This window comes from Paenacidovorax caeni (genome assembly GCF_001298675.1).
Classification (GTDB): Bacteria; Pseudomonadota; Gammaproteobacteria; order Burkholderiales; family Burkholderiaceae_C; genus Paenacidovorax; species Paenacidovorax caeni.
The window spans coordinates 13,547-33,021 of sequence record NZ_CYIG01000013.1 but is presented as its reverse complement, the minus strand read 5'-3'; the positions used below and the strand labels follow the sequence as shown (position 1 = coordinate 33,021).

At 67.4% G+C, this 19,475-nt stretch carries 22 protein-coding genes; 15 read left to right on the top strand and 7 right to left on the bottom strand.

Annotation, left to right across the window (positions count from 1 at the left end; all coding sequences use genetic code 11):
- Nucleotide 1: 1 nt before the first annotated feature.
- Nucleotides 2–301 (bottom strand): Asp-tRNA(Asn)/Glu-tRNA(Gln) amidotransferase subunit GatC, encoded by a 300-nt coding sequence (gene gatC / locus BN2503_RS07785; protein ID WP_054256088.1) that lies wholly within the window; start codon nt 299–301, stop codon nt 2–4.
- Nucleotides 302–515: 214 nt separating this feature from the next.
- Here gatC and BN2503_RS07780 point away from each other — a divergent pair, with 214 nt between their 5' ends.
- Genes BN2503_RS07780 through mrdA form a run of 4 tightly spaced genes read left to right on the top strand, consistent with a single transcriptional unit; the run spans nt 516 to nt 5,013 of the window.
- On the top strand, nt 516–1,559 hold the full coding sequence (locus BN2503_RS07780; protein ID WP_054256087.1) for a rod shape-determining protein: 1,044 nt from the start codon (nt 516–518) through the stop codon (nt 1,557–1,559).
- A gap of 20 nt (nt 1,560–1,579) precedes the next feature.
- Nucleotides 1,580–2,503, top strand: a complete 924-nt coding sequence (gene mreC, locus BN2503_RS07775; protein WP_054256086.1) for a rod shape-determining protein MreC — start codon at nt 1,580–1,582, stop codon at nt 2,501–2,503.
- A 22-nt stretch (nt 2,504–2,525) separates the two neighbouring features.
- Nucleotides 2,526–3,044 carry a rod shape-determining protein MreD gene (gene mreD / locus BN2503_RS07770; RefSeq protein WP_054256085.1) on the top strand — a complete coding sequence of 173 codons (519 nt, stop codon included), beginning with the start codon at nt 2,526–2,528 and terminating at the stop codon, nt 3,042–3,044.
- Nucleotides 3,045–3,048: 4 nt separating this feature from the next.
- A complete protein-coding gene (gene mrdA, locus BN2503_RS07765; protein WP_054256084.1) occupies nt 3,049–5,013 on the top strand; it encodes a penicillin-binding protein 2 in 1,965 nt (654 codons plus the stop codon).
- A 62-nt stretch (nt 5,014–5,075) separates the two neighbouring features.
- Here the strand turns inward: mrdA and rocF are convergent, their stop codons facing one another.
- Together rocF and BN2503_RS07755 are read right to left on the bottom strand one after the other, a co-directional pair.
- A complete protein-coding gene (rocF, locus tag BN2503_RS07760) occupies nt 5,076–5,981 on the bottom strand; it encodes an arginase (RefSeq protein ID WP_054256083.1) in 906 nt (301 codons plus the stop codon).
- A 1-nt stretch (nt 5,982) separates the two neighbouring features.
- The gene (locus BN2503_RS07755) at nt 5,983–6,741 is read right to left on the bottom strand and encodes a TSUP family transporter (RefSeq protein WP_054256082.1); all 759 of its coding nucleotides are present in this window, start codon (nt 6,739–6,741) and stop codon (nt 5,983–5,985) included.
- Nucleotides 6,742–7,083: 342 nt separating this feature from the next.
- On the opposite strand from BN2503_RS07755, the gene BN2503_RS07750 reads away from it, so the two are divergent.
- The gene (locus tag BN2503_RS07750) at nt 7,084–8,427 is read left to right on the top strand and encodes an ammonium transporter (RefSeq protein ID WP_082366527.1); all 1,344 of its coding nucleotides are present in this window, start codon (nt 7,084–7,086) and stop codon (nt 8,425–8,427) included.
- 19 nt (nt 8,428–8,446) lie between these two features.
- Nucleotides 8,447–8,764 carry a hypothetical protein gene (locus tag BN2503_RS07745; protein ID WP_054256080.1) on the top strand — a complete coding sequence of 106 codons (318 nt, stop codon included), beginning with the start codon at nt 8,447–8,449 and terminating at the stop codon, nt 8,762–8,764.
- Nucleotides 8,765–8,783: 19 nt separating this feature from the next.
- Here BN2503_RS07745 and BN2503_RS07740 read toward each other — a convergent pair whose 3' ends face one another.
- Nucleotides 8,784–10,463, bottom strand: coding sequence for a GMC family oxidoreductase (locus tag BN2503_RS07740; RefSeq protein WP_054256079.1), 1,680 nt, complete (start codon nt 10,461–10,463; stop codon nt 8,784–8,786).
- Between the two features lie 221 nt (nt 10,464–10,684).
- On the opposite strand from BN2503_RS07740, the gene BN2503_RS07735 reads away from it, so the two are divergent.
- From BN2503_RS07735 to BN2503_RS07720, 4 genes are all read left to right on the top strand, one after another.
- Nucleotides 10,685–11,812, top strand: coding sequence for an MlaE family ABC transporter permease (locus BN2503_RS07735; RefSeq protein ID WP_054256078.1), 1,128 nt, complete (start codon nt 10,685–10,687; stop codon nt 11,810–11,812).
- Nucleotides 11,813–12,613 carry an ABC transporter ATP-binding protein gene (locus BN2503_RS07730; protein ID WP_054256077.1) on the top strand — a complete coding sequence of 267 codons (801 nt, stop codon included), beginning with the start codon at nt 11,813–11,815 and terminating at the stop codon, nt 12,611–12,613.
- Between the two features lie 3 nt (nt 12,614–12,616).
- Nucleotides 12,617–13,576: an MlaD family protein gene (locus BN2503_RS07725; protein ID WP_054256076.1), complete on the top strand. Its 960-nt coding sequence runs from the start codon at nt 12,617–12,619 to the stop codon at nt 13,574–13,576.
- A 163-nt stretch (nt 13,577–13,739) separates the two neighbouring features.
- The gene (locus tag BN2503_RS07720) at nt 13,740–14,402 is read left to right on the top strand and encodes an ABC-type transport auxiliary lipoprotein family protein (RefSeq protein ID WP_054256075.1); all 663 of its coding nucleotides are present in this window, start codon (nt 13,740–13,742) and stop codon (nt 14,400–14,402) included.
- An 87-nt stretch (nt 14,403–14,489) separates the two neighbouring features.
- Here BN2503_RS07720 and lipA read toward each other — a convergent pair whose 3' ends face one another.
- From lipA to BN2503_RS07705, 3 genes are read right to left on the bottom strand one after another with little or no spacing between them, the layout of a single operon-like run.
- Nucleotides 14,490–15,470, bottom strand: a complete 981-nt coding sequence (gene lipA / locus BN2503_RS07715) for a lipoyl synthase (RefSeq protein ID WP_054256074.1) — start codon at nt 15,468–15,470, stop codon at nt 14,490–14,492.
- 12 nt (nt 15,471–15,482) lie between these two features.
- The gene (gene lipB / locus BN2503_RS07710) at nt 15,483–16,175 is read right to left on the bottom strand and encodes a lipoyl(octanoyl) transferase LipB (protein ID WP_054256073.1); all 693 of its coding nucleotides are present in this window, start codon (nt 16,173–16,175) and stop codon (nt 15,483–15,485) included.
- Between the two features lies 1 nt (nt 16,176).
- Complete coding sequence (locus BN2503_RS07705) at nt 16,177–16,482, bottom strand: YbeD family protein (protein WP_054256072.1); 306 nt, start codon at nt 16,480–16,482, stop codon at nt 16,177–16,179.
- Nucleotides 16,483–16,721: 239 nt separating this feature from the next.
- Here BN2503_RS07705 and BN2503_RS07700 point away from each other — a divergent pair, with 239 nt between their 5' ends.
- Genes BN2503_RS07700 through BN2503_RS07680 form a run of 5 tightly spaced genes read left to right on the top strand, consistent with a single transcriptional unit; the run spans nt 16,722 to nt 19,442 of the window.
- Nucleotides 16,722–17,195 (top strand): ATP synthase subunit I, encoded by a 474-nt coding sequence (locus BN2503_RS07700; protein ID WP_054256132.1) that lies wholly within the window; start codon nt 16,722–16,724, stop codon nt 17,193–17,195.
- A gap of 22 nt (nt 17,196–17,217) precedes the next feature.
- Nucleotides 17,218–18,081: a F0F1 ATP synthase subunit A gene (gene atpB, locus BN2503_RS07695; protein WP_054256071.1), complete on the top strand. Its 864-nt coding sequence runs from the start codon at nt 17,218–17,220 to the stop codon at nt 18,079–18,081.
- A gap of 48 nt (nt 18,082–18,129) precedes the next feature.
- Nucleotides 18,130–18,381, top strand: a complete 252-nt coding sequence (atpE, locus tag BN2503_RS07690) for a F0F1 ATP synthase subunit C (protein ID WP_054256070.1) — start codon at nt 18,130–18,132, stop codon at nt 18,379–18,381.
- A 37-nt stretch (nt 18,382–18,418) separates the two neighbouring features.
- Entirely contained in the window at nt 18,419–18,889 is a 471-nt protein-coding gene (locus BN2503_RS07685; protein ID WP_054256069.1) for a F0F1 ATP synthase subunit B, read from the top strand.
- Nucleotides 18,890–18,899: 10 nt separating this feature from the next.
- Complete coding sequence (locus tag BN2503_RS07680) at nt 18,900–19,442, top strand: F0F1 ATP synthase subunit delta (RefSeq protein ID WP_054256068.1); 543 nt, start codon at nt 18,900–18,902, stop codon at nt 19,440–19,442.
- Nucleotides 19,443–19,475: the final 33 nt, after the last annotated feature.

Below are 19,475 nucleotides of genomic sequence, written 5' to 3'. Positions count from 1 at the left end.
CTCATTCAATCACCTTGGGCACAAGGAACAGCCCGCGCTCGACGGCGGGGGCGCTTTGCTGGTTGGCTTCGCGCTGGTTGGGCTCGCTGGCCACATCGTCGCGCAGGCGCAGCTGCACGGGCTCGATGGCCGCCACGGGGTGCGGCAGGGGCTTGATGCCGGTGGTGTCGACAGCCCGCATTTTTTCCACGATGCCAAAAAAGCCGTTGAGCTGCGTGAGCATGCGCTCACCTTCAGCCTCGGACAGCTCCAGCCGCGCCAGGTGGGCGATGCGCGCGATGTCCTGGGGAGTCAGTGCCATAGGATGAAATGGGGGAGAAAGTCTAGATGTAAAAGCTGTGTTCCGGCCTGGGGGAGCGGGAGTTATTCACAGGGGATGCGGTATTATCCCGGCTTTGCCGCATTGCCCCTGCATGCGTCGGCATTTGCGCGGAAGAAGCCCCCAAAACACCCCCTATTCCTAACCCCGGCGACGGCCAGCCGGTGCGCGAGCCGTGCCCCAGAGGACTTTTTGCATGTTCGGTTCCTTTCGTCGGTACTTCTCTACCGACCTCGCCATTGACCTTGGCACCGCCAACACCCTGATCTTCGCCCGCGACAAGGGCATCGTGCTCGACGAGCCATCGGTCGTCGCCATCCGCCACGAGGGCGGCCCGCACGGCAAGAAGGTCATCCAGGCCGTGGGCCACGAGGCCAAAGCCATGCTTGGCAAGGTGCCGGGCAACATCGAGGCCATCCGCCCGATGAAGGACGGCGTGATCGCCGACTTCGTCATCACCGAGCAGATGATCAAGCAGTTCATCAAGATGGTGCACCCGCGTTCGCTGCTCACGCCCAGCCCGCGCATCATCATCTGCGTGCCCTGCGGCTCCACCCAGGTCGAGCGCCGCGCCATCAAGGACGCGGCCGAGGCCGCGGGCGCCACCGCTGTGTACCTGATCGAGGAACCCATGGCCGCCGGCATCGGTGCCGGCCTGCCAGTGAGCGAGGCCTCGGGCTCGATGGTGGTGGACATTGGCGGCGGCACCACCGAGGTCGGCGTGATCTCGCTGGGCGGCATGGTCTACAAGGGCAGCGTGCGCGTGGGCGGCGACAAGTTCGACGAAAGCATCATCAATTACATCCGCCGCAACTACGGCATGCTGATCGGCGAGCCCACGGCCGAATCCATCAAGAAGAACATCGGCTCGGCCTTTCCCGGCTCCGAGGTCAAGGAGATGGAAGTCAAGGGCCGCAACCTGTCCGAAGGCGTGCCGCGCAGCTTCACCATTTCCAGCAACGAAGTGCTGGAGGCGCTGACCGAGCCGCTGAACCAGATCGTTTCCGCCGTGAAGAACGCGCTGGAGCAGACCCCCCCCGAGCTGGGCGCCGACATTGCCGAGCGCGGCATGATGCTCACGGGCGGCGGCGCGCTCTTGCGCGACCTGGACCGCCTGCTGGCCGAGGAAACCGGCCTGCCGGTGCTGGTGGCCGAGGAGCCGCTGACCTGCGTGGTGCGCGGCTGCGGCATGGCGCTGGACAGCCTGGACCGCCAGGGCAGCATCTTCACCAGCGACTGAGTCTCTGAGCGCGTTCGCCCATGGCCCTTGGCACCTTGGAGCGCAGTGCGCCCTCGTTCTTCAGGCAGGGCCCGTCGGCGCTGTCGCGCTGGGCCGTGTACGGCGCGCTGGCGTTGTTCCTCATGGTGGCGGATGCGCGCTTTCACCTGACCGACCCGCTGCGCAAAGCCGTTGGTGCGGTGCTCTATCCAGTGCAGTGGCTGATGCTGCAGCCCGTGGAGCTGCTGGGCCAGGGCGCGGGCTACTTCGAAGCGCTGCAGCGTGCCCAGCAGGAGGCCCAGCAGGCGCGTGAGCACATGGTGCAGCTGGCACAGCGCGCCAACCAGGCTGCGGATCTGCTGCAGGAGAACACCCAGCTGCGCCAGCTGTTGGCGCTGCGCGAGCGCCTGTCACCGCCCTCGCAGGCCGCGCAGGTGCTGTACGACGCCACCGACCCGTACACGCGCCGCGTGGTGGTTGATAAGGGCCAGGTGGCGGGCGTCGAGCTGGGTTCGCCGGTGCTCGACGAGCTCGGTGTGCTGGGCCAGGTCACGCGCGTCCTGCCCTTCGTGAGCGAGGTCACGTTGCTGGTGGACCGCGACCAGGCCATCCCCGTGCTCAACCCGCGCACCGGCGCGCGCAGCGTGGCCTATGGCGACCCGGTGGCGGGCCATGGCGGCAGCATGGAGCTGCGCTTCATGCCCAGCAACGCCGACGTGCAGGAGGGCGATCTGCTCACCACCAGCGGCGTCGATGGCGTGTACCCGCCGGGGCTACCCGTGGCGCGCGTGCGCCGTGTGGAACGGCGCGCTGACTCGGCATTCACCCGCATCTATTGCGACCCCGTGGCACAGGTGCATGGTGCGCGCCACGTGCTGCTGCTGCAGCCTCTGGCGGGGCAACTGCCCGAGCGCCCCGAGCCCGCGCCAGCGCCGGCACCCACGCGCAAGGGCGCGCGCAAATGAAGGCCATGAAGGAGCGGTCCGCATGATGATGCCGCGCGGCCAGGAGCTGCTGCAGCCGGTCAACCCGGCGTTCATCGTCGTCAGCCTGGTGGTGGCGCTGGCCATCAACCTGCTGCCGCTGGGGCGCGTGGTGTGGCTGCCCGACATGGTGTTGCTGCTGCTCGCCTTCTGGGGTGTGCACCAGCCGCTGCGTGTGGGCATGGGCATCGCCTTCGTGCTCGGGCTGTGCATGGATGTGCACCAGTCGGCCCTGCTGGGCCAGCATGCGCTGGCCTATGCCACGCTCATGCTCGGCACCAGCATGATTCACCGTCGCCTGCCTTGGCTGGGCCTGTGGGAGCAAGCGCTGCAGATGTTGCCGCTGCTGGCGGCGGCCCATGCTGTGGAGCTGCTGGTGCGTATGGCCTCGGGCGGCATCTTTCCGGGGCTGGCGCTGCTGGCCGCGCCGCTGATCGAGACACTGCTGTGGCCGCTGGCCAGCTGGATTCTGCTGGCGCCACAGCGCCGCCCGCCTGACCGCGACGAGAACCGTCCCTTGTGAAGCCATGACCGAACTGCGCAACAGCGAGCGGGACGCCTGGCGCTTTCGTGTGCGCGTGCTGGCCATGGGGCTGGTGGTGTTCCTGGCCTTCGCCCTGATCGTGGCGCGCCTGCTGGTGCTGCAGGTGCAGCGCCATGAGGACTTGGCCGACCAGGCGGAGAGCAACCGCACGGCGGTTGTGCCGATCGTGCCCAACCGCGGGCAGATCCTTGACCGCAACGGCGTGGTACTGGCCACCAACTATTCGGCCTACACGCTGGAGATCACGCGCTCCAAGCTGGGTGACCTGGACGAAACCATCGAGGAGCTGTCCAAGGTGGTGGACATCCAGCCGCGCGACAAGCGCCGCTTCAAGCGGCTGATGGAGGATGCGCGCAGCTTCGAGTCGCTGCCCATCCGCACGCGCCTGACCGACGAGGAGGTGGCACGCTTCGCGGCCCAGCGCTATCGCTTTCCGGGCGTGGACATCAAGGCGCGGCTGTTTCGCACCTACCCGCTGGGCGAGGTGGGGGGGCACGCCATCGGCTACATCGGCCGTATCAACCAGCGCGAGAAGGAGCGCATCGACGACTCCGACGACGCGGCCAACTACCGTGGCACCGAATACATCGGCAAGCTTGGCGTGGAACAGTCCTACGAGCAGCAGCTGCACGGCACCACCGGCGTGGAGCTGATGGAGACCTCGGCCGGCGGCCGCGTGGTGCGCAAGCTGCACAGCCGCCCGGCCACACCGGGGCACAGCGTCATGCTGTCGATCGACATCAAGCTGCAGAAGTTGGTCGAAGACCTGTACGGCGAGCGGCGCGGCGCGCTGGTGGCCATCGACCCGCGCAACGGCGAAATTTTGGCGCTCGTGTCCAAGCCGACCTTCGATCCGAACCTGTTTGTCGAGGGCATCGACCAGGAAAACTGGCAGGTGCTCAACGAATCCATCAACAAGCCGCTGCTCAACCGCGCGCTGCGCGGCACCTATCCGCCGGGCTCCACCTACAAGCCCTTCATGGCGCTGGCGGCGCTGCAGTTGAACAAGCGCTCGCCCACCCTGGTGGTGAACGACCCGGGCTACTACAACTTCGGTGGGCGCACCTTCCGCAGCCACGAGGGCGGCCTGGGTGGGGTGGACATGGTGCGTGCCATCCAGTTCTCCAGCAACACCTATTTCTACTCGCTGGGCGTGGAGATGGGCGTGGACACCATCCACGACTTCATGGCGCCGCTGGGCTTTGGCCAGATCACCGGCATCGACCTGGGCGGCGAGCTGCGCGGCGTGCTGCCCAGCACGCAGTGGAAGCGCCAGGTCAACAAGCGCCCCGAGGCCAAGCGCTGGTTCCCGGGCGAAACTGTGTCGCTGGGCATCGGCCAGGGCTACAACAACTTCACCATGCTGCAGCTGGCACTGGCCGAGGCCACGCTGGCCAATGGCGGCACGCGCTACCGCCCGCACGTGGCCAAGGCGGTGCGCGACGCGGTCACCGGCGCCGTCACCGAATTGGCGCAGCCGCCGGGCGAGAAACTGGGCTACCTGCCCAAGAACGTTGACGTGGTGCGCCGCGCCCTGGTGGCGGTGAACGAGGCGGGCACCGGGCGGCGCGTGTTCGCCGGGGCGGCCTACACCTCGGGCGGCAAAACTGGTACAGCGCAGGCCGTGAGCCTGGGCCAGAACGTCAAGTACAACGCCAAGGCGCTGGAGGAGCACAAGCGCGATCACTCGTTGTTCGCCGCGTTCGCGCCGGCTGAGAACCCGCGCATCGCAGTGGCGCTGATCGTGGAGAACGCCGGCTTCGGCGCGGCCAGTGCCGCCCCCATCGCGCGGCGCGTGTTCGACTACTGGTTGCAAGGCCTGTATCCGAGCGAGGAAGACATCGCCGCCACGAGCAAGGGCCAGACCGCCGCACCGATCGGCACGATGCGCCAGGCTGCCGATGTGCCGTTGCGCATGCGCGACCGGCCCGGGCCTGACGCCAACTGAGTCGCTTACGCTCCTCTTTTAGTAGCTTCTGGCGCTTGCTGATAAAGGGCTAGAGGCATTTTTCATGCTGATCCTGCCAGGCGCTGCAGGAGATCGACGGCCAGCTGCGCCGTCTGCCCCTGCCGGTCGCGCAAGGGGTTCAGCTCCACCAGATCGACCGAGCCCACCGCGCCGCTGGCGGCCAGCAGGTCCATGCACTGCTGCATGGCGTGGTGGCCGATGCCACCGGGCGCGGGCGTGCTCACGCCCGGAGCCAGGGCTGGATCCATACAGTCAAGGTCGAGGCTGACGTGCAGGTGGTGGGTGCCAGCCTGGATGCCGCGCAGCACCTGCGCCATGGTCTGCGCCATGCCCAGCGCCCGTACCTCGGGCATACGCCACACGGGCAGGCCGCGCTGGCGCAGGTAGCACTGCTCGCCTGCATCCACGCTGCGCAGGCCGACCAGGCGCAACTGTGCCGGCTGCAGCGCGGGTGGCCCGCCGGCCAGTGCCGTGAGCGCCGCGGGCCCATCACCCAGCAGACAGGCCACGGGCATGCCGTGCAGGTTGCCGCTGGGGCTGGTGGCGGGGGTGTTGGCGTCGGCATGGGCGTCGAGCCAGAGCACGCACAGTGCCTTGCCGGCCTGGCGACAGTGCCGGGCCACGGCGCTGATGGAGCCCACCGCCAGGCTGTGGTCACCGCCCAGCAGCACGGGCACGCGCTGTGCGGCCAGGATGCTGGCCACGGCGTCGTGCACGGCCTGGTTCCAGGCGCTTACGCAGGCCAGGTGGTGTGGGCCATGGCGGGCCTCATGCGCGGGCGTTGGCGGGCCGGCGAGGTTGCCCAGGTCCTGCACGTCGTGGCCTTGCCCACGCAGCGCCCGGGCCAGGCCCGCGCCACGCAGCGCGTCCGGCCCCAGGTGGGCCCCGGCCACGCCCGCACCGGCGTCGGTCGGGGCTCCCAGCAGCGTGAGGTGCCAAAGGGCCATGTCACTTCAGAAAGGCGTCATAGCCCGTCTTGAGGATGAGCACGCTGACGACCAGGATAAAGATGGCGCGCACGAAGCCCGTGCCATGGCGCAGGGCCATGTAGGTGCCCAGCACGCTGCCGACCACGTTGGCCGCAGCCAGCGGCAGGGTGAAGTGCCACCAGATGTGCCCCTTGGCGGCAAACAGGATCAGCGCGGCCAGGTTGGTCGCCAGGTTCAGCAGCTTGGCCGAAACCGAGGCGTTGAGGAAATCGTAGCCCAGCAGGCGCACGAAGGCGAAAACGAAAAAGCTGCCGGTGCCGGGGCCGAAAAAGCCGTCGTAGAAGCCGATCACCGCGCCAATCGCGCAGGCCGCCAGTGCTTCGGTGCGGCCGCGCCAGCGCGGCTGGTGGTGCAGCCCCAGGTCTTTCTTGAGCAGCGTGTAGGCCAGCACGGCCACCATGACCAGTGGCAGCAGCTTGCGCAGGAAGTCGGGCGAGGCCAGCGTGACCGCCCAGGCGCCGAAAAAGGCCCCGGCGAACCCGGCGCCCGCCGCCGGCAGCATGGTGCGCCAAGGAATGCGCACGCGGCGGCTGAACTGCCAGGTGGCCATGGCCGTACCCCAGACCGAGGCGCTCTTGTTGGTGCCCAGCAGGGTAGCGGGCGGGGCGTGGGCGAAGGTGGCGAACAGCGCGGGCAGCAGGATCAGCCCGCCTCCGCCCACGATCGCATCCACGAAACCGGCCAGCAGCGAGGCCAGCGAGACGAGCATCCATTCCATTGGCGCGATTCTCGCCTGTGCGCGAAAACCTTGGGACACCCCGCCTCAATGCCAGACAAGACGGCACAACAAAAAGGCGCCGGGGGTGCCGGCGCCTTGTACAAAGAGGCATCTCGTGACGGATGCTGTTTTTATGGATTGGTTGTGGTTGTCGAGATGTCTCCTCGGGCTCCTCTCATGCGCACCGTAGTGCGCTATCGAGTGGCGTGACTGTAACGGTTCGCACTTGCTTGGTGCATTGGGGGTTTCCCGCCCCCCGGATGGGGGCGCTGGGCCTTGGAAACGGCTGGCATGCCTCTTGCGGAATCCCGTCTGTCAGCAACCAGAACAGGAGAACGCACCATGCGGGAGGTGCCATGCAGGATTGGGACAGCAGGGGCTATGTGGCTGGGCGTGTTAGCGCCGGGGTGGGCGCAGACGCCACAGGGCGCCAAGGCCGTGCCCACGGCGCCCGCGCTGGTGCCGTTCGATGCGATCAGCGCTGCCGACACGGCCTGGCTCATGACGGCCACCGTGCTGGTGCTGTTGATGACGCTGCCAGGCGTGGCGCTGTTTTATGCCGGCATGGTGCGGCGCAAGAATGTGCTCAACACCATGGCCAGCGTGCTGGCCATCGCGGCTGTGGTGAGCGTGTGGTGGTTCGTGGCCGGCTACTCCTGGGCCTTCACTCCCGGCACGGCCTGGATTGGCGGCATCGAGCGCATGGGGCTCGCGGGTTTGGACTACGACCTGGGCGCGGGCCTGGTGGCCGTAAGCCACATCGCACCGCACGTGCCGGAGGCGGTGTACGCCATGTTTCAGCTCTGCTTCGCGGTCATCACGGCGGCGCTGGTGGTGGGTGCCTTTGTGGAGCGCATGCGCTTTTCCGCGATGCTGGTTTTCATCAGCCTGTGGACGCTATGTATCTACGCGCCCGTCGCGCACTGGGTGTGGGAGCCTGGGGGCTGGCTGGCGCGCCTGGGGGCGCTGGACTTCGCCGGTGGCGCCGTGGTGCACGTGAATGCGGGCATGGCGGGGCTGGCCTGTGCGTGGCTGCTGGGCAAGCGGCGTGGCTATGGCAAGGAGGCTTTCGCACCCTACAACCTGGGCTGGACCATGGTGGGCGCAGCGCTGCTCTGGGTCGGCTGGTTTGGCTTCAACGCGGGGTCGGCGCTGGCCGCTGACGGGCGCGCGGGCCTGGCGCTGGCCGTGACGCACATCGCCGCAGCTGCGGGGGCGCTGGGGTGGATGGCCGGTGAATGGGTGGTGCGCGGCCGGGCCTCGCTGCTGGGGTTGTGCTCTGGCCTGGTGGCGGGGCTGGTGGCCATCACGCCCGGTGCCGGCTACGTGACGCCGCGCGCCGCGCTGGCCATTGGCGTGGTGGCCGGGCTGGTGTGCTACTGGGGGGCGACCGGCCTCAAGCGCTGGCTGCACACCGACGACTCGCTCGATGTGTTCGGCGTGCACGGCATTGGCGGCGTGGTGGGCTCGCTGCTCACGGGCGTGTTCGCCAGCCGCACCGTGTCGGGCGTGGACGGCAGCGTGCTGACCCAGGCCGTGGGCGTGGGGACGGTGATGATTTTCAGCCTGGTGGGCACGGCGGTGTTGCTGTGGCTGACCGGGAAGGTGGTGCCGCTGCGGGTGGATGAAACCAGCGAGCTGGAGGGGCTGGACATCGCTGAGCACCGCGAGCATCTGGGTAGTTGAGCGAAGGAGGTAGATTGCCATGGACAACCAGGCACCGGGCGAAGGCAGGCTGGCCATTGCGGCCCACCTGCACGTGCTGCTGCGCCGCAAGACGGCGCGCGTGACCGATATCGAGTGGATGGCGGCGAACGCTGAATACGCGCAGGCCATCGTGCGCTTTGCGCGCCAGCGCGGGCATACGGACGGCGCGCCAGAGCTGGTCGAGTGGGCCGACAAGCTGGCCCACGCCATGGGCGAAGGGGCCGCGCCAGCGCAGCCGCAGCCCCAGCCTGCGCTGGCTTCGCGGCCTGCGCGCCCCGAGTCCCCGGGCGTGCGCTACGTGGGCGGCCTTCGCTGAGGCGCCGAGGCACTGGCGGCTAGGCGCCCGCCTGCTGGTCGGTGCGGATCCACTCGGCGGCTTTTTCCGCCAGCATCAGCGTGGGGGAATTGGTGTTGCCACTGGTGATGGTGGGCATGGCGCCCGCGTCCACCACGCGCAGGCCGGCGATGCCGCGCACGCGCAGGCGGCTGTCGAGCACGGCCATGGGGTCGTCGTCACGCCCCATCTTGGTGGTGCCCACGGGGTGGAAGATGGTGGTGGCGATGTCGCCCGCCAGGCGTGCCAGGTCCTCGTCGCTCTGGTACTGCACGCCGGGCTTCCATTCCTCCGGCTGGTATTTGGCCATGGCGCCTTGCGCGACGATGCGGCGCGTCACGCGCAGGCTGTCGGCGGCCACCTTGCGGTCTTCTTCGGTGGAGAGGTACTGCGGTGCGATGGCCGGCGCGTCCTCGAAGCGCGGGCTGCGCACTTGAACCGTGCCGCGGCTTGTCGGGTTGAGGTTGCACACGCTGGCCGTGAAGGCCGGGAAGCTGTGCAGCGGCTCGCCGAAGGCGTCCAGCGACAGTGGCTGCACGTGGTACTCGATGTTGGGGTAGGGCTGGCTCGGGTCGGAGCGCGTGAACGCGCCGAGCTGCGAGGGCGCCATGCTCATGGGCCCGCTGCGCGAGAGCAGGTACTGCAGCCCGATGCGCGCCTTGCCCCAGAGCGAATTGGCCATGGTGTTGAGTGTGGGCACGCCGCTGACCTTGTAGACCGAGCGAATCTGCAGGTGGTCCTGCAGGTTGGCGCCCACGCCGGGCAGGTCGTGCACGACGTCGATGCCGTGCTGGCGCAGCAGCGCCGCCGGACCGATGCCCGAGAGCTGCAGCAGCTGCGGCGAGTTCACCGCGCCCGCGCTCAGGATGACCTCGCGCGCGGCCCGCGCATGCACCAGTTCCTGCCCGGTCCAGACATGCACGCCGGTGCAGCGGCGGCTGCCGTCGGCCTGCGTCTCGACCACCAGGCGCGTGGCCTGCGCCGTGGTCCACATCTCGAAGTTGGGGCGGCCGTAGCAGGCGGGGCGCAGGAAGGCCTTGGCGCTGTTCCAGCGCCAGCCGCTTTTCTGGTTGACTTCGAAGTAGCCCACGCCTTCGTTGGTGCCGCTGTTGAAGTCTGGGGTGGCCGGAATGCCCGCCTGCTGCGCCGCCAGGGCGAAGGCGTCGAGCACGTCCCAGCGCAGGCGCTGGCGCTCCACGCGCCACTCGCCCGTGCTGCCGGTCGCGCGGTTGCCGTGCAGGCGCTTGAAAGCCTCGTCCGCCGTGCCGGGCTGGTCCAGGCGCCAGTGGTCCTCGTGGCGGCGAAAAGCGGGCAGCACGTTGTCCCAGCGCCAGGTGTCGTCGCCGGTGAGCTGGGCCCACTGGTCGTAGTCGCGCGCCTGGCCGCGCATGTAGATCATGCCGTTGATGCTGCTGCAGCCGCCCAGCACCTTGCCGCGCGGGTAGCGCAGGCGCCGCCCGTTCAGGCCGGCGTCGGGCTCGGTCTGGTAGAGCCAATCGGTGCGCGGGTTGCCAATGCAATACAGGTAGCCCACGGGGATGTGGATCCAGTGGTAGTCGTCCTTGCGCCCGGCTTCGATGAGCAGCACGCGGTTGCGCGCGTCGGCGCTGAGCCGGTTGGCCAGCAGGGCGCCGGCGGTGCCGCCGCCGATGATGATGTAGTCGAAGTGGGTGTCGCTCATGGGGTGCCAAAGGGGAATGGAAGTGCTGCACCATTGTGCAAAGCAGCGTGCGACTGTCGAGCGGGTAATCCCAGGATGCTATTGTTTGCATAGCTGCTAGCGCTTTATTGGTAAGCGCTACAGCCCTTTTTGATATTAATTTCATGCCCGGCGTGCACTGTCTTGCTTGCCAGCCTGGCGGCCGGGGCGTTATCCTGCGTAACTTTGGAACCCTGACCGGCATGAGTATTTCCCCCCCCCAACTGCTGCGCACCGACACGCCCGACGGGCCGTGCGCTGTGCTGCGGGGGCGCTGGGGTGCGGCCGACCTGGGCCAGCGTGCGCAGTGGCGCGTGCTGCGCCGCCAACTGGCCGCGTTGCCACCCGCGCCCGACCTGGCCTGGGACTTGAGCGGCCTGCAGTGGCTGGACCACGTGGGCGCGCAACTGCTGTGGAACCACTGGGGCCGTGCCTGGCCTGCGCGCCTGGTGGCCGGTGACGCGCACCGCACCATGCTCGAGCGCGTAGCGCGCCTGAGCGTGGCCCCCGCGCCGCCGCCGCCGCCCTGGCGCCTGATGAACCAGGTGCACCGCCTGGGCGAGCTGGTACTGCACGCCATGGAGCACGTGCGCTTTTTCGTGCAGCTCGTCGGCCAGCTGGGGCTCGACGTGCTGCGCCTGGCGCGCGCGCCGCGGCGTGGGCCCTGGCGCGATCTTTCGGGCCACCTGTACCGCATGGGGACGACGGCGCTGCCCATCACCGCGCTGGTGGGCTTCCTCATCGGTGTGGTGCTGGCCTACCTCATGGCGCTGCAGCTGCGCCAGTTCGGTGCCGAATCGTTCATCGTCAACATCCTGGGCATCTCGCTGATCCGCGAGCTGGGGCCTATGCTTGCGGCCATCCTGGTGGCGGGGCGCTCGGGCTCTGCCATCACGGCGCAGATCGGCGTGATGCGCGTGACCGAGGAGCTGGACGCCATGCGCGTCATGGGCATCCCGCAGGGCTTTCGCCTGGTGCTGCCGCGCGCGCTGGCGCTGATGCTGGCCATGCCGCTCATCAGCGTGTGGACCACGCTGGCCGCACTGGCCGGCGGCATGCTGGCGGCCGACCTGACCATGGGCATTACCCCGGCCTACTTCGCCCAGGCGCTGCCACGTGCGGTGCAGGTGTCCAACCTGTACCTGGCGCTGGGCAAGTCGGCCGTGTTCGGCGTCATGATTGCCCTCATCGGCTGCCACTGGGGGCTGCGCGTCAAGCCCAACACGCAGAGCCTGGGCGAGGGCACGACGGCCTCGGTGGTCAACGCCATCACCGTGGTCATCCTGGTCGATGCGCTGTTCGCCATTCTTTTCAAGAACGTGGGGGTCTGAATGCAGGCGTCCTCCGAACCCGTGGTGCGTATCGACGGCCTGTGGTCCGTCTTTGGCCAAGGTGAATCGGCCTTCGCCGTACACCAGGACCTGATGCTCACGGTGCAACGCGGCGAAATGCTCTCGCTCGTGGGCGGCTCGGGCACTGGCAAGACGGTGCTGCTGCGCCAGATGCTGGGCCTGCTGCAGCCCTCGCGTGGCAGCGTCACGGTGCTGGGCCGCCCGGCGGCCGAGATGAGCGGCGAGGGCGCTGCCGCCCGCGTGGGCATGCTGTTCCAGCACGGCGCGCTGTTCTCGGCCTTCAACGTGCTCGACAACATCGCCTTCGCGCTGCGCGAGCTGGGCACCCTGCCCGACGCGCTGGTGCGCGACGCTGCCATGGCGAAATTGCAGCTCGTGGGCCTCAAGCCCGAGCACGCCACACGCATGCCGGCCGACCTGTCGGGCGGCATGGTCAAGCGCGTGGCACTGGCGCGCGCGCTCATCATGGACCCGCCGCTGCTGCTGCTTGACGAGCCCACGGCGGGGCTCGACCCCAACAGCTCCGACGACTTCTGTGCGCTGTTGCGCGAGCTGCACGCGCAGCTCGGCCTCACCGTGGTCATGGTCACGCACGACCTGGACACGCTGTTCGCCCTGTCCACGCGCGTGGCCGTGCTGGCCGACAAGCGCGTTATCGTCGATGGCGCACCGCTGGACGTGGCGCAGTTCGACCACCCCTTCATCCACCATTTTTTCCAGGGCGAGCGCGGCCGCCGGGCCATGGCGCCCGTGCATGGCGCCGTGCCGCCGGAGGCTTGAACCATGGAAAACAAGGCCCATGCCCTGGCCGCAGGCATCTTTCTCATCGTGGTCACGGCGCTGCTCGCTGCGCTCGCCCTCTGGCTCACGCGCGACAACACGCGCTACACCCTGTACGAGCTGTCGAGCAAGGAAAGCGTCAGCGGCCTGCAGCCCCAGGCCAGCGTGCGCTACAAGGGCGTGGCCGTCGGCAAGGTGGTGGACATCGGGTTCGATCCACTGGTGCACGGCAATGTGCTGATCCGCATCGCCGTCAACGCCGACGCGCCCATCCGCCCGACCACCTTCGCCGTGCTTGGTTACCAGGGCGTGACGGGCCTGGCCCACGTGCTGCTCGACGATGCCGGGCAGCCCCTGCCGGTGCAGCCCACCGGCCCCAGCGGCGTGCCACGCCTGCCGTTGCAGGCTTCATCGCTGACCAAGCTGGCCGAGCAGGGGCTGGGCGTGGTGGCGCAGATGCAGGCTGCCGCCGAACGCATCAACCGCCTGCTTGGTGACGAGAACCAGGAGCGCTTCAGCCTGGCGCTGGACAACATCGGCAGCGCCGCCGGGCAGATCGCGCAGCTTGGCCAACGGCTGGATGCCACTGTGCGCCTGCGCCTGGATCCGGCCTTGGCCGCCGTGCCGGCGCTGGCGCAGGACGCGCGCGCCACACTGCAGGTGCTGCAGCAAGCGGGCCACAGTGCATCGGCCGCGGCGGACGGCCTGGGCCAGACCACGCGCCGCCTGTACGCCCCTGGCGGTTCGCTCGAACAGATCGAGCAAAGTACCCGCGCCCTGGCGCGCGCGGCCGACAAGTTCAGCGACGCCACGCTGCCGCGCGTGAACCGTGCCAGCGACGAGGCCGCGCGTGCCGCGCGCCAGTTCGGGCGCGTGGCCGAGGGGATGGCCGAGAACCCGCAATCCCTCCTCTACGGCGCCGGCGCGCCGCAGCCGGGACCGGGTGAACCCGGCTGGAAATGAAGCACCCCCTGAGGCGCTTCGTGCCTTCCCCCTCTCTCTACGCGCTTCGCGCTCTGGGTGGGCGCCGCAGCCCGCGCGGCGGGGCAGCCCTTGCGCGGCTACCCTGGCCTGGGACGCGCTAGTTTCCTGCGCCGTGGAACACTGACATCGAAGGAGTCGCTCCATGAAAACTCATTTTTTGATAGCTGCTCGCGCTTGCTGCATAAGCGCTACGGCCATTTTTTGTGCCATTTTTGTGACGGGTTGTGGTGCGCTGCCTCAGCCGCCGGCGCGGCCCCAGCTGTATGACCTGGGGCCTGGCCCCGCCACGGCGGCCGCAGCGCCTGCCACGGCCTTGCCGGCGCTGGCCCTGGCCGACATGGACGCGCCCGGCGGTGCAGGCAGCGGCACCGCGGTGGTGTACCGCCTGGCCTATGCCGACGCGCAGCAACTGCGCCCCTACCAACTGGCCCGCTGGAGCCAGCCGCCCACTGCCCTGGTGCTGCAGCGCCTGCGCGAGCGCCTGGGAGAGCAGCGCGCCATCGTGCAGCCGCTGGACCGCCCGCTGGCCCCGGGCTCGGACAAGCCGCCGGTGGTGCTGCGCCTGGACCTGGAGGAGTTCAGCCAAGTGTTCGCCAGCCCCGAGCGCAGCAGCGGCCTGCTGCGCCTGCGTGCCACGCTGGCTGAACCGCTGCCTGGGGGCGAGCGCCTGCTGGGCCAGCGCGTGTTCGTGGTGCAGCGCCCCGCGCCCAGCGCCGATGCGGCCGGAGGCGTGCGCGCGCTGGCCGAAGCGGCCGACCAGGCGGCCGAGGAGTTGGCGCAGTGGCTGCAGGGCATGGGGCGCTGAGCCGCTTGTGTGCTGGCCGTGGGGCATAAAAAAGGCCGCTGATGCGGCCTTTTTTGTGGTGCGCTGAGGGAACGGCCCCCGGGGCGGTTACACCCCGGCGGCGTGCGCCTGCTGGTCAGCGTGGTAGCTGGAGCGCACCATGGCGCCTACGGCGGCGTGCGAGAAGCCCATCTTCAGGGCCTCGGCCTCGAACATCTTGAAGGTGTCGGGGTGCACGTAGCGGCGCACCGGCAGGTGGCTGTTGCTGGGCGCAAGGTACTGGCCGATGGTCAGCATCTCGATGCCGTGCGCGCGCATGTCGCGCATCACCTGCAGGATTTCTTCGTCCGTCTCGCCCAGGCCGACCATCAAACCGCTCTTGGTCGGCACCTGCGGCACCAGGGCCTTGAACTTCTGCAACAGGCTGAGCGAGAACTGGTAGTCGGCGCCCGGGCGTGCTTCCTTGTACAGGCGCGGCACGGTTTCCAGGTTGTGGTTCATCACGTCGGGCGGGGTGTCCTTGAGGATGGCCAGCGCGCGGTCGTCGCGGCCGCGGAAGTCGGGCACCAGCACCTCGATCTGCGTGCGTGGCGATTGCTCACGAATCTGCTGGATGCAGGCGGCAAAGTGGCCTGCGCCGCCGTCGCGCAGGTCGTCGCGGTCCACGCTGGTAATGACGGCGTACTTCAGCCGCATCTGGGCAATGGTGCGCGCCAGGTTGGCGGGCTCGTCCTGGTCCAGCGGGTCAGGGCGGCCGTGGCCCACATCGCAGAACGGGCAGCGGCGCGTGCACTTGTCGCCCATGATCATGAAGGTGGCGGTGCCGCTGCCGAAACATTCGCCAATGTTGGGGCACGAGGCTTCTTCGCAGACGGTGTGCAGCTTGTTGGCGCGCAGGATGTCCTTGATCTCGTAGAAGCGCGTGGTGGGCGAGCCGGCTTTGACGCGGATCCACTCGGGCTTCTTGAGTACCTCGCCGGGTTCGACTTTGATCGGAATGCGTGAGAGCTTGGCGGCGGCTTTTTGCTTGGCCAGCGGGTTGTAGTCAGCGGTGGATTGCGCTTCGCGCACGACGTCGGAGGTGCTCATGGCCTTGGCGGTTCAGGGGGACAGGCGCGTGGCGAGCTGGTGGCCCAGCCGTGCGGCGACTTCATCCCAGGTGGTGTGGACGCCGATTGTAGAAAGATCGACCGTCGCCAGACCCGCGTAGCCGCAAGGGTTGATGCGGGCATAGGGCTCCAGGTCCATGGCGACGTTCAGGGCCACGCCGTGGTAAGTGCAGTGCTGGCTGACCTTGATGCCCAGCGCGGCGATCTTGCCCAGGCCGGTGAAGTCGGGGGACGGCGCCGCGCCAGCCGCATCCCTGTGCTGCGGGCGCTGGGGCAGCAGGGCGTGGCTGCCCGGGTCGTCCAGGCGCACGTAGATGCCAGGTGCGCCCGCCACGCGGTGGCCGGTGACGCCGTAGGCGGCCAGGGTGCGAATCACGGCTTCCTCGATGCGGTAGACGTATTCCTTCACGTAGTAGCCGGCACGGCGCAGGTCAACGAGTGGGTAGGCCACCACCTGGCCCGGGCCGTGGAAGGTGACCTGGCCGCCACGGTTGGTGGGCACGACGGGAATGGTGCCCGGGTTCAGGATGTGGTCGCTTTTGCCGGCAAGGCCTTGTGTGTAGTGCGGTGCGTGCTCGCAAATCCAGAGCGCATCGGGCGTGCTGTCGGTGCGTTCCGCGGTGAAGTCTTGCATGGCCTGCACCGTGGCACGGTAGTCGGTGCGGCCCAGGATGCGGATGTCCATGTCAGAGGACGACCTTGACCAGCGGATGCGCGGTGAGCGCGCGGTACAGGTCGTCGAGCTGCTCGCGGCTGGTGGCGGTCACCGTGATGGTGACGCCCAGGTACTTGCCGCCGCTGCTGGGGCGCAGCTCAATGCGGCTGGCGTCGAACGCGGGATCGAAGCGGTGGGCGATGTCGGTCACGGCGTGCACGAAGCCGTCCTGCTTTAGGCCCATCACCTTGATCGGGAACTGCGAGGGATATTCGATCAGCGAATCCTTGCGCGGATCGGGGGTGGAGCCATTGGCGGTGGAGGTGGAGGAGGTCATACGTGCTTTCAAATCAATAGCTGCTGGCGCCCGTGGATTGTGCGCTAACAGGCGATTGGGCTGCATGTGGTGCGGTACTGCGCAGGTGTGCGGTCGCAGGCTCCGCAGGCCTCATGCGCAGGCAAGCTGCGCACCGGCGTTGTGCGGGGAAGGCAAAACCTTGCCGAGCGTCTCGGGTTTTTACTTATAATCGCGCGGTTTTGTCGTTTCGGTCTGATACAAGCGTGGGCACCAAGAAGATGAACAACCTTGCCCATGAGACTGAAGCTGAGGACGAAGAACCTGACTTCAAGCCCCTGACGGCCCAAGAGGCACAGGAATGGCGCCGCCGCAACCCGCCGGTCTCCGTTTGGCGCATCGTTGCAGGTCAGGCGCTGGTGGGGATGGTCGTCGCCGTCTTGGCGTGGTTGTTCTCTGGCAAGCCTTCTGTGGCATGGTCCGCTGGCTATGGCGCACTCTCGGTGGTGGTTCCCGCTGCCCTTTTTGCGCGTGGTGTTGCGCGCCCAAGCGGCTCCGCCAACGCGGGGGGCGCCATGGCAAGGTTCTTCGTGTGGGAGCTGGCCAAGCTCGTGCTCACCATCGCCATGCTGGCGGCGGCAGCCCGGCTGGTGAAGGATTTGAGTTGGCTGGCCTTGCTGGTCGGCATGGTCGTGACGATGAAAACTTACTGGGTGGCATTGAAGGTGCAGCCCGGTGTCCGAAAAACCGATTGATTTTTTGAGAGAAGAGTAAGCAATGGCCGCAGAAGCGCACGGACCGACTGCCAGTGAATACATCGTTCACCACTTGCAGCACCTCCAGAACATCAAGCAGAAGTCCATCGTGGATTTCTCGGTCATTAATTACGACTCCATCGTCGTTGGCTTGATTCTTGGTGTGCTGGCCTTGTTTGTATTCTGGCGTGCCGCCAAGAGCGCTACTTCCGGTGTGCCGGGGCGCTTCCAGGCTGCCGTCGAAATCCTCGTCGAAATGGTGGACAACCAGGCCAAGGCCAATATCCACAACGCCGAGAGCCGCAAGTTCATTGCGCCCCTGGCTTTGACGGTGTTCGTCTGGATCTTTTTGATGAATGCCATGGACATGTTGCCCGTCGATCTGCTGCCCGTGCTGTGGCAAGGCGTGCAGGGTGACCACCACGCCTACCTGCGTGTGGTGCCCACGGCCGACCTTTCGACCACGTTGGGCCTGTCCTTTGCCGTGCTGATTCTGTGCTTCTACTACAGCCTGAAGATCAAGGGCGTGGGTGGCTGGGCGCACGAACTGGTGACCGCGCCGTTCGGCACCAGCAAGAATCCTGTCTTCGCCCTGATTCTGGGTGTGGTCAATCTGCTCATGCAGATCATTGAATACGTTGCCAAGACCGTATCGCATGGCATGCGACTGTTTGGCAACATGTACGCTGGTGAGTTGGTGTTCATGCTGATCGCCCTGATGGGTGGCGCGGCTGCCATGTCGCTTTCCGGTGTGTTGCTCCCTGTGGGGCACATCATTGCGGGCTCGATCTGGGCGATCTTCCACATTCTGGTGATCACCCTCCAAGCCTTCATTTTCATGATGCTTGCGCTGATTTACCTCGGCCAGGCGCATGAAGCTCACTGATCCTTCCTTTCCTTTTTTCAACCTTTCTTTTCATCCCTAGGAGTCATCATGGAAAACATTCTCGGTCTCGTCGCTCTGGCTTGTGGTCTGATCGTGGGTCTGGGCGCTATCGGCGCTTCGATCGGTATCGCTCTGATGGGCGGCAAGTTCCTCGAGTCCTCTGCTCGCCAACCCGAGCTGATCAACGAACTGCAAACCAAGATGTTCATCTTGGCCGGTCTGATCGACGCTGCTTTCCTGATCGGCGTGGCCATCGCCCTGCTGTTCGCGTTTGCCAACCCCTTCCAACTGGCTGCCTAAGCACTCCGATCAACGCCAACGATAGAAAGGTGTTGCCGTGAGTATCAACGCGACCCTGTTCGTTCAGGCCATCGTTTTCCTGATCCTGGTGTGGTTCACGATGAGCTTCGTGTGGCCCCCGATCGCGAAGGCGCTGGATGAGCGAGCCCAGAAAATCGCCGATGGTCTCGCTGCTGCCGACAAGGCCAAGTCCGAACTCGCCGCTGCCGACCAGCGTGTGAAGAAGGAACTGGCGGCCGCCAGCAACGAAACCGCAACGCGCCTGGCCGATGCCGAGCGCCGCGCACAGGCCATCATCGAAGAGGCCAAGGCCCGCGCCACCGACGAAGGCAACAAGATTGTCGCCGCGGCCCGCGCCGAAGCTGAGCAGCAAGCGATTGCCGCCCGCGAAGCCCTGCGCGAGCAGGTGGCGGTGCTGGCTGTCAAGGGCGCCGAGCAGATTCTCCGCAAGGAAATCAACGCGGGTGTCCACGCCGATCTGCTGAACCGCCTCAAGACCGAGCTGTAAGGAACGCAACATGGCTGAACTCGCCACCATTGCACGCCCTTACGCCGAGGCGCTGTACAAGGCTTGCACTGGCGCCGCCGGTGCCGACCTGAACGGCGCCGCCGCCTGGGTGGACGAGCTGGCGGCGATTGCCGCCAACCCTCAATTGCGCCAACTGGCAGACAACCCCAAGGTGACTCCCGAGCAGGTGCTCGGTGTCATCACGGGCGTGGCCCGCACGGCTCTGCCGGAGATGGCCAAAAATTTCCTGCGCACCGTGGTCGACAACGGCCGCGTGCAGGCGCTGCCTGAAATCGCAGCCCAATTCCGCGCGCTGGTGAACCAGAGCAATGGCAGTTCCGATGCCGTGGTCTACAGCGCTTTCCCGCTGGATGCCAATGCCCTGGCCGAGCTGGGCGCCACGCTGGACAAGCGTTTTGGCCGCAAGCTCAACCTCACTGTTCAAACGGATGAGGCGCTGATCGGCGGTGTCCGCGTGGTGGTGGGCGACGAGGTGCTCGACACTTCGGTCAAGGCCCGTCTGGAACAAATGAAAGCGGCCCTCACGGCCTGAGCGGCTGGAGGTCTGGGCTAATTAAAGAAAGAA

Coding starts and splice junctions, on each gene's coding strand:
- gatC (WP_054256088.1), bottom strand. CDS start 301: ATGGCACTGACTCCCCAGGACATCGCGCGCATCGCCCACCTGGCGCGG.
- lipB (WP_054256073.1), bottom strand. CDS start 16,175: ATGGACATCCGCATCCTGGGCCGCACCGACTACCGTGCCACGGTGCAG.
- BN2503_RS07745 (WP_054256080.1), top strand. CDS start 8,447: ATGGACAACCAGGCACCGGGCGAAGGCAGGCTGGCCATTGCGGCCCAC.
- BN2503_RS07755 (WP_054256082.1), bottom strand. CDS start 6,741: ATGGAATGGATGCTCGTCTCGCTGGCCTCGCTGCTGGCCGGTTTCGTG.
- mrdA (WP_054256084.1), top strand. CDS start 3,049: ATGACCGAACTGCGCAACAGCGAGCGGGACGCCTGGCGCTTTCGTGTG.
- atpE (WP_054256070.1), top strand. CDS start 18,130: ATGGAAAACATTCTCGGTCTCGTCGCTCTGGCTTGTGGTCTGATCGTG.
- BN2503_RS07750 (WP_082366527.1), top strand. CDS start 7,084: ATGCGGGAGGTGCCATGCAGGATTGGGACAGCAGGGGCTATGTGGCTG.
- mreC (WP_054256086.1), top strand. CDS start 1,580: ATGGCCCTTGGCACCTTGGAGCGCAGTGCGCCCTCGTTCTTCAGGCAG.
- atpB (WP_054256071.1), top strand. CDS start 17,218: ATGGCCGCAGAAGCGCACGGACCGACTGCCAGTGAATACATCGTTCAC.
- BN2503_RS07680 (WP_054256068.1), top strand. CDS start 18,900: ATGGCTGAACTCGCCACCATTGCACGCCCTTACGCCGAGGCGCTGTAC.
- mreD (WP_054256085.1), top strand. CDS start 2,526: ATGATGATGCCGCGCGGCCAGGAGCTGCTGCAGCCGGTCAACCCGGCG.
- BN2503_RS07720 (WP_054256075.1), top strand. CDS start 13,740: ATGAAAACTCATTTTTTGATAGCTGCTCGCGCTTGCTGCATAAGCGCT.
- BN2503_RS07740 (WP_054256079.1), bottom strand. CDS start 10,463: ATGAGCGACACCCACTTCGACTACATCATCATCGGCGGCGGCACCGCC.
- BN2503_RS07725 (WP_054256076.1), top strand. CDS start 12,617: ATGGAAAACAAGGCCCATGCCCTGGCCGCAGGCATCTTTCTCATCGTG.
- BN2503_RS07780 (WP_054256087.1), top strand. CDS start 516: ATGTTCGGTTCCTTTCGTCGGTACTTCTCTACCGACCTCGCCATTGAC.
- BN2503_RS07730 (WP_054256077.1), top strand. CDS start 11,813: ATGCAGGCGTCCTCCGAACCCGTGGTGCGTATCGACGGCCTGTGGTCC.
- rocF (WP_054256083.1), bottom strand. CDS start 5,981: ATGGCCCTTTGGCACCTCACGCTGCTGGGAGCCCCGACCGACGCCGGT.
- BN2503_RS07735 (WP_054256078.1), top strand. CDS start 10,685: ATGAGTATTTCCCCCCCCCAACTGCTGCGCACCGACACGCCCGACGGG.
- BN2503_RS07705 (WP_054256072.1), bottom strand. CDS start 16,482: ATGACCTCCTCCACCTCCACCGCCAATGGCTCCACCCCCGATCCGCGC.
- BN2503_RS07700 (WP_054256132.1), top strand. CDS start 16,722: ATGAACAACCTTGCCCATGAGACTGAAGCTGAGGACGAAGAACCTGAC.
- lipA (WP_054256074.1), bottom strand. CDS start 15,470: ATGAGCACCTCCGACGTCGTGCGCGAAGCGCAATCCACCGCTGACTAC.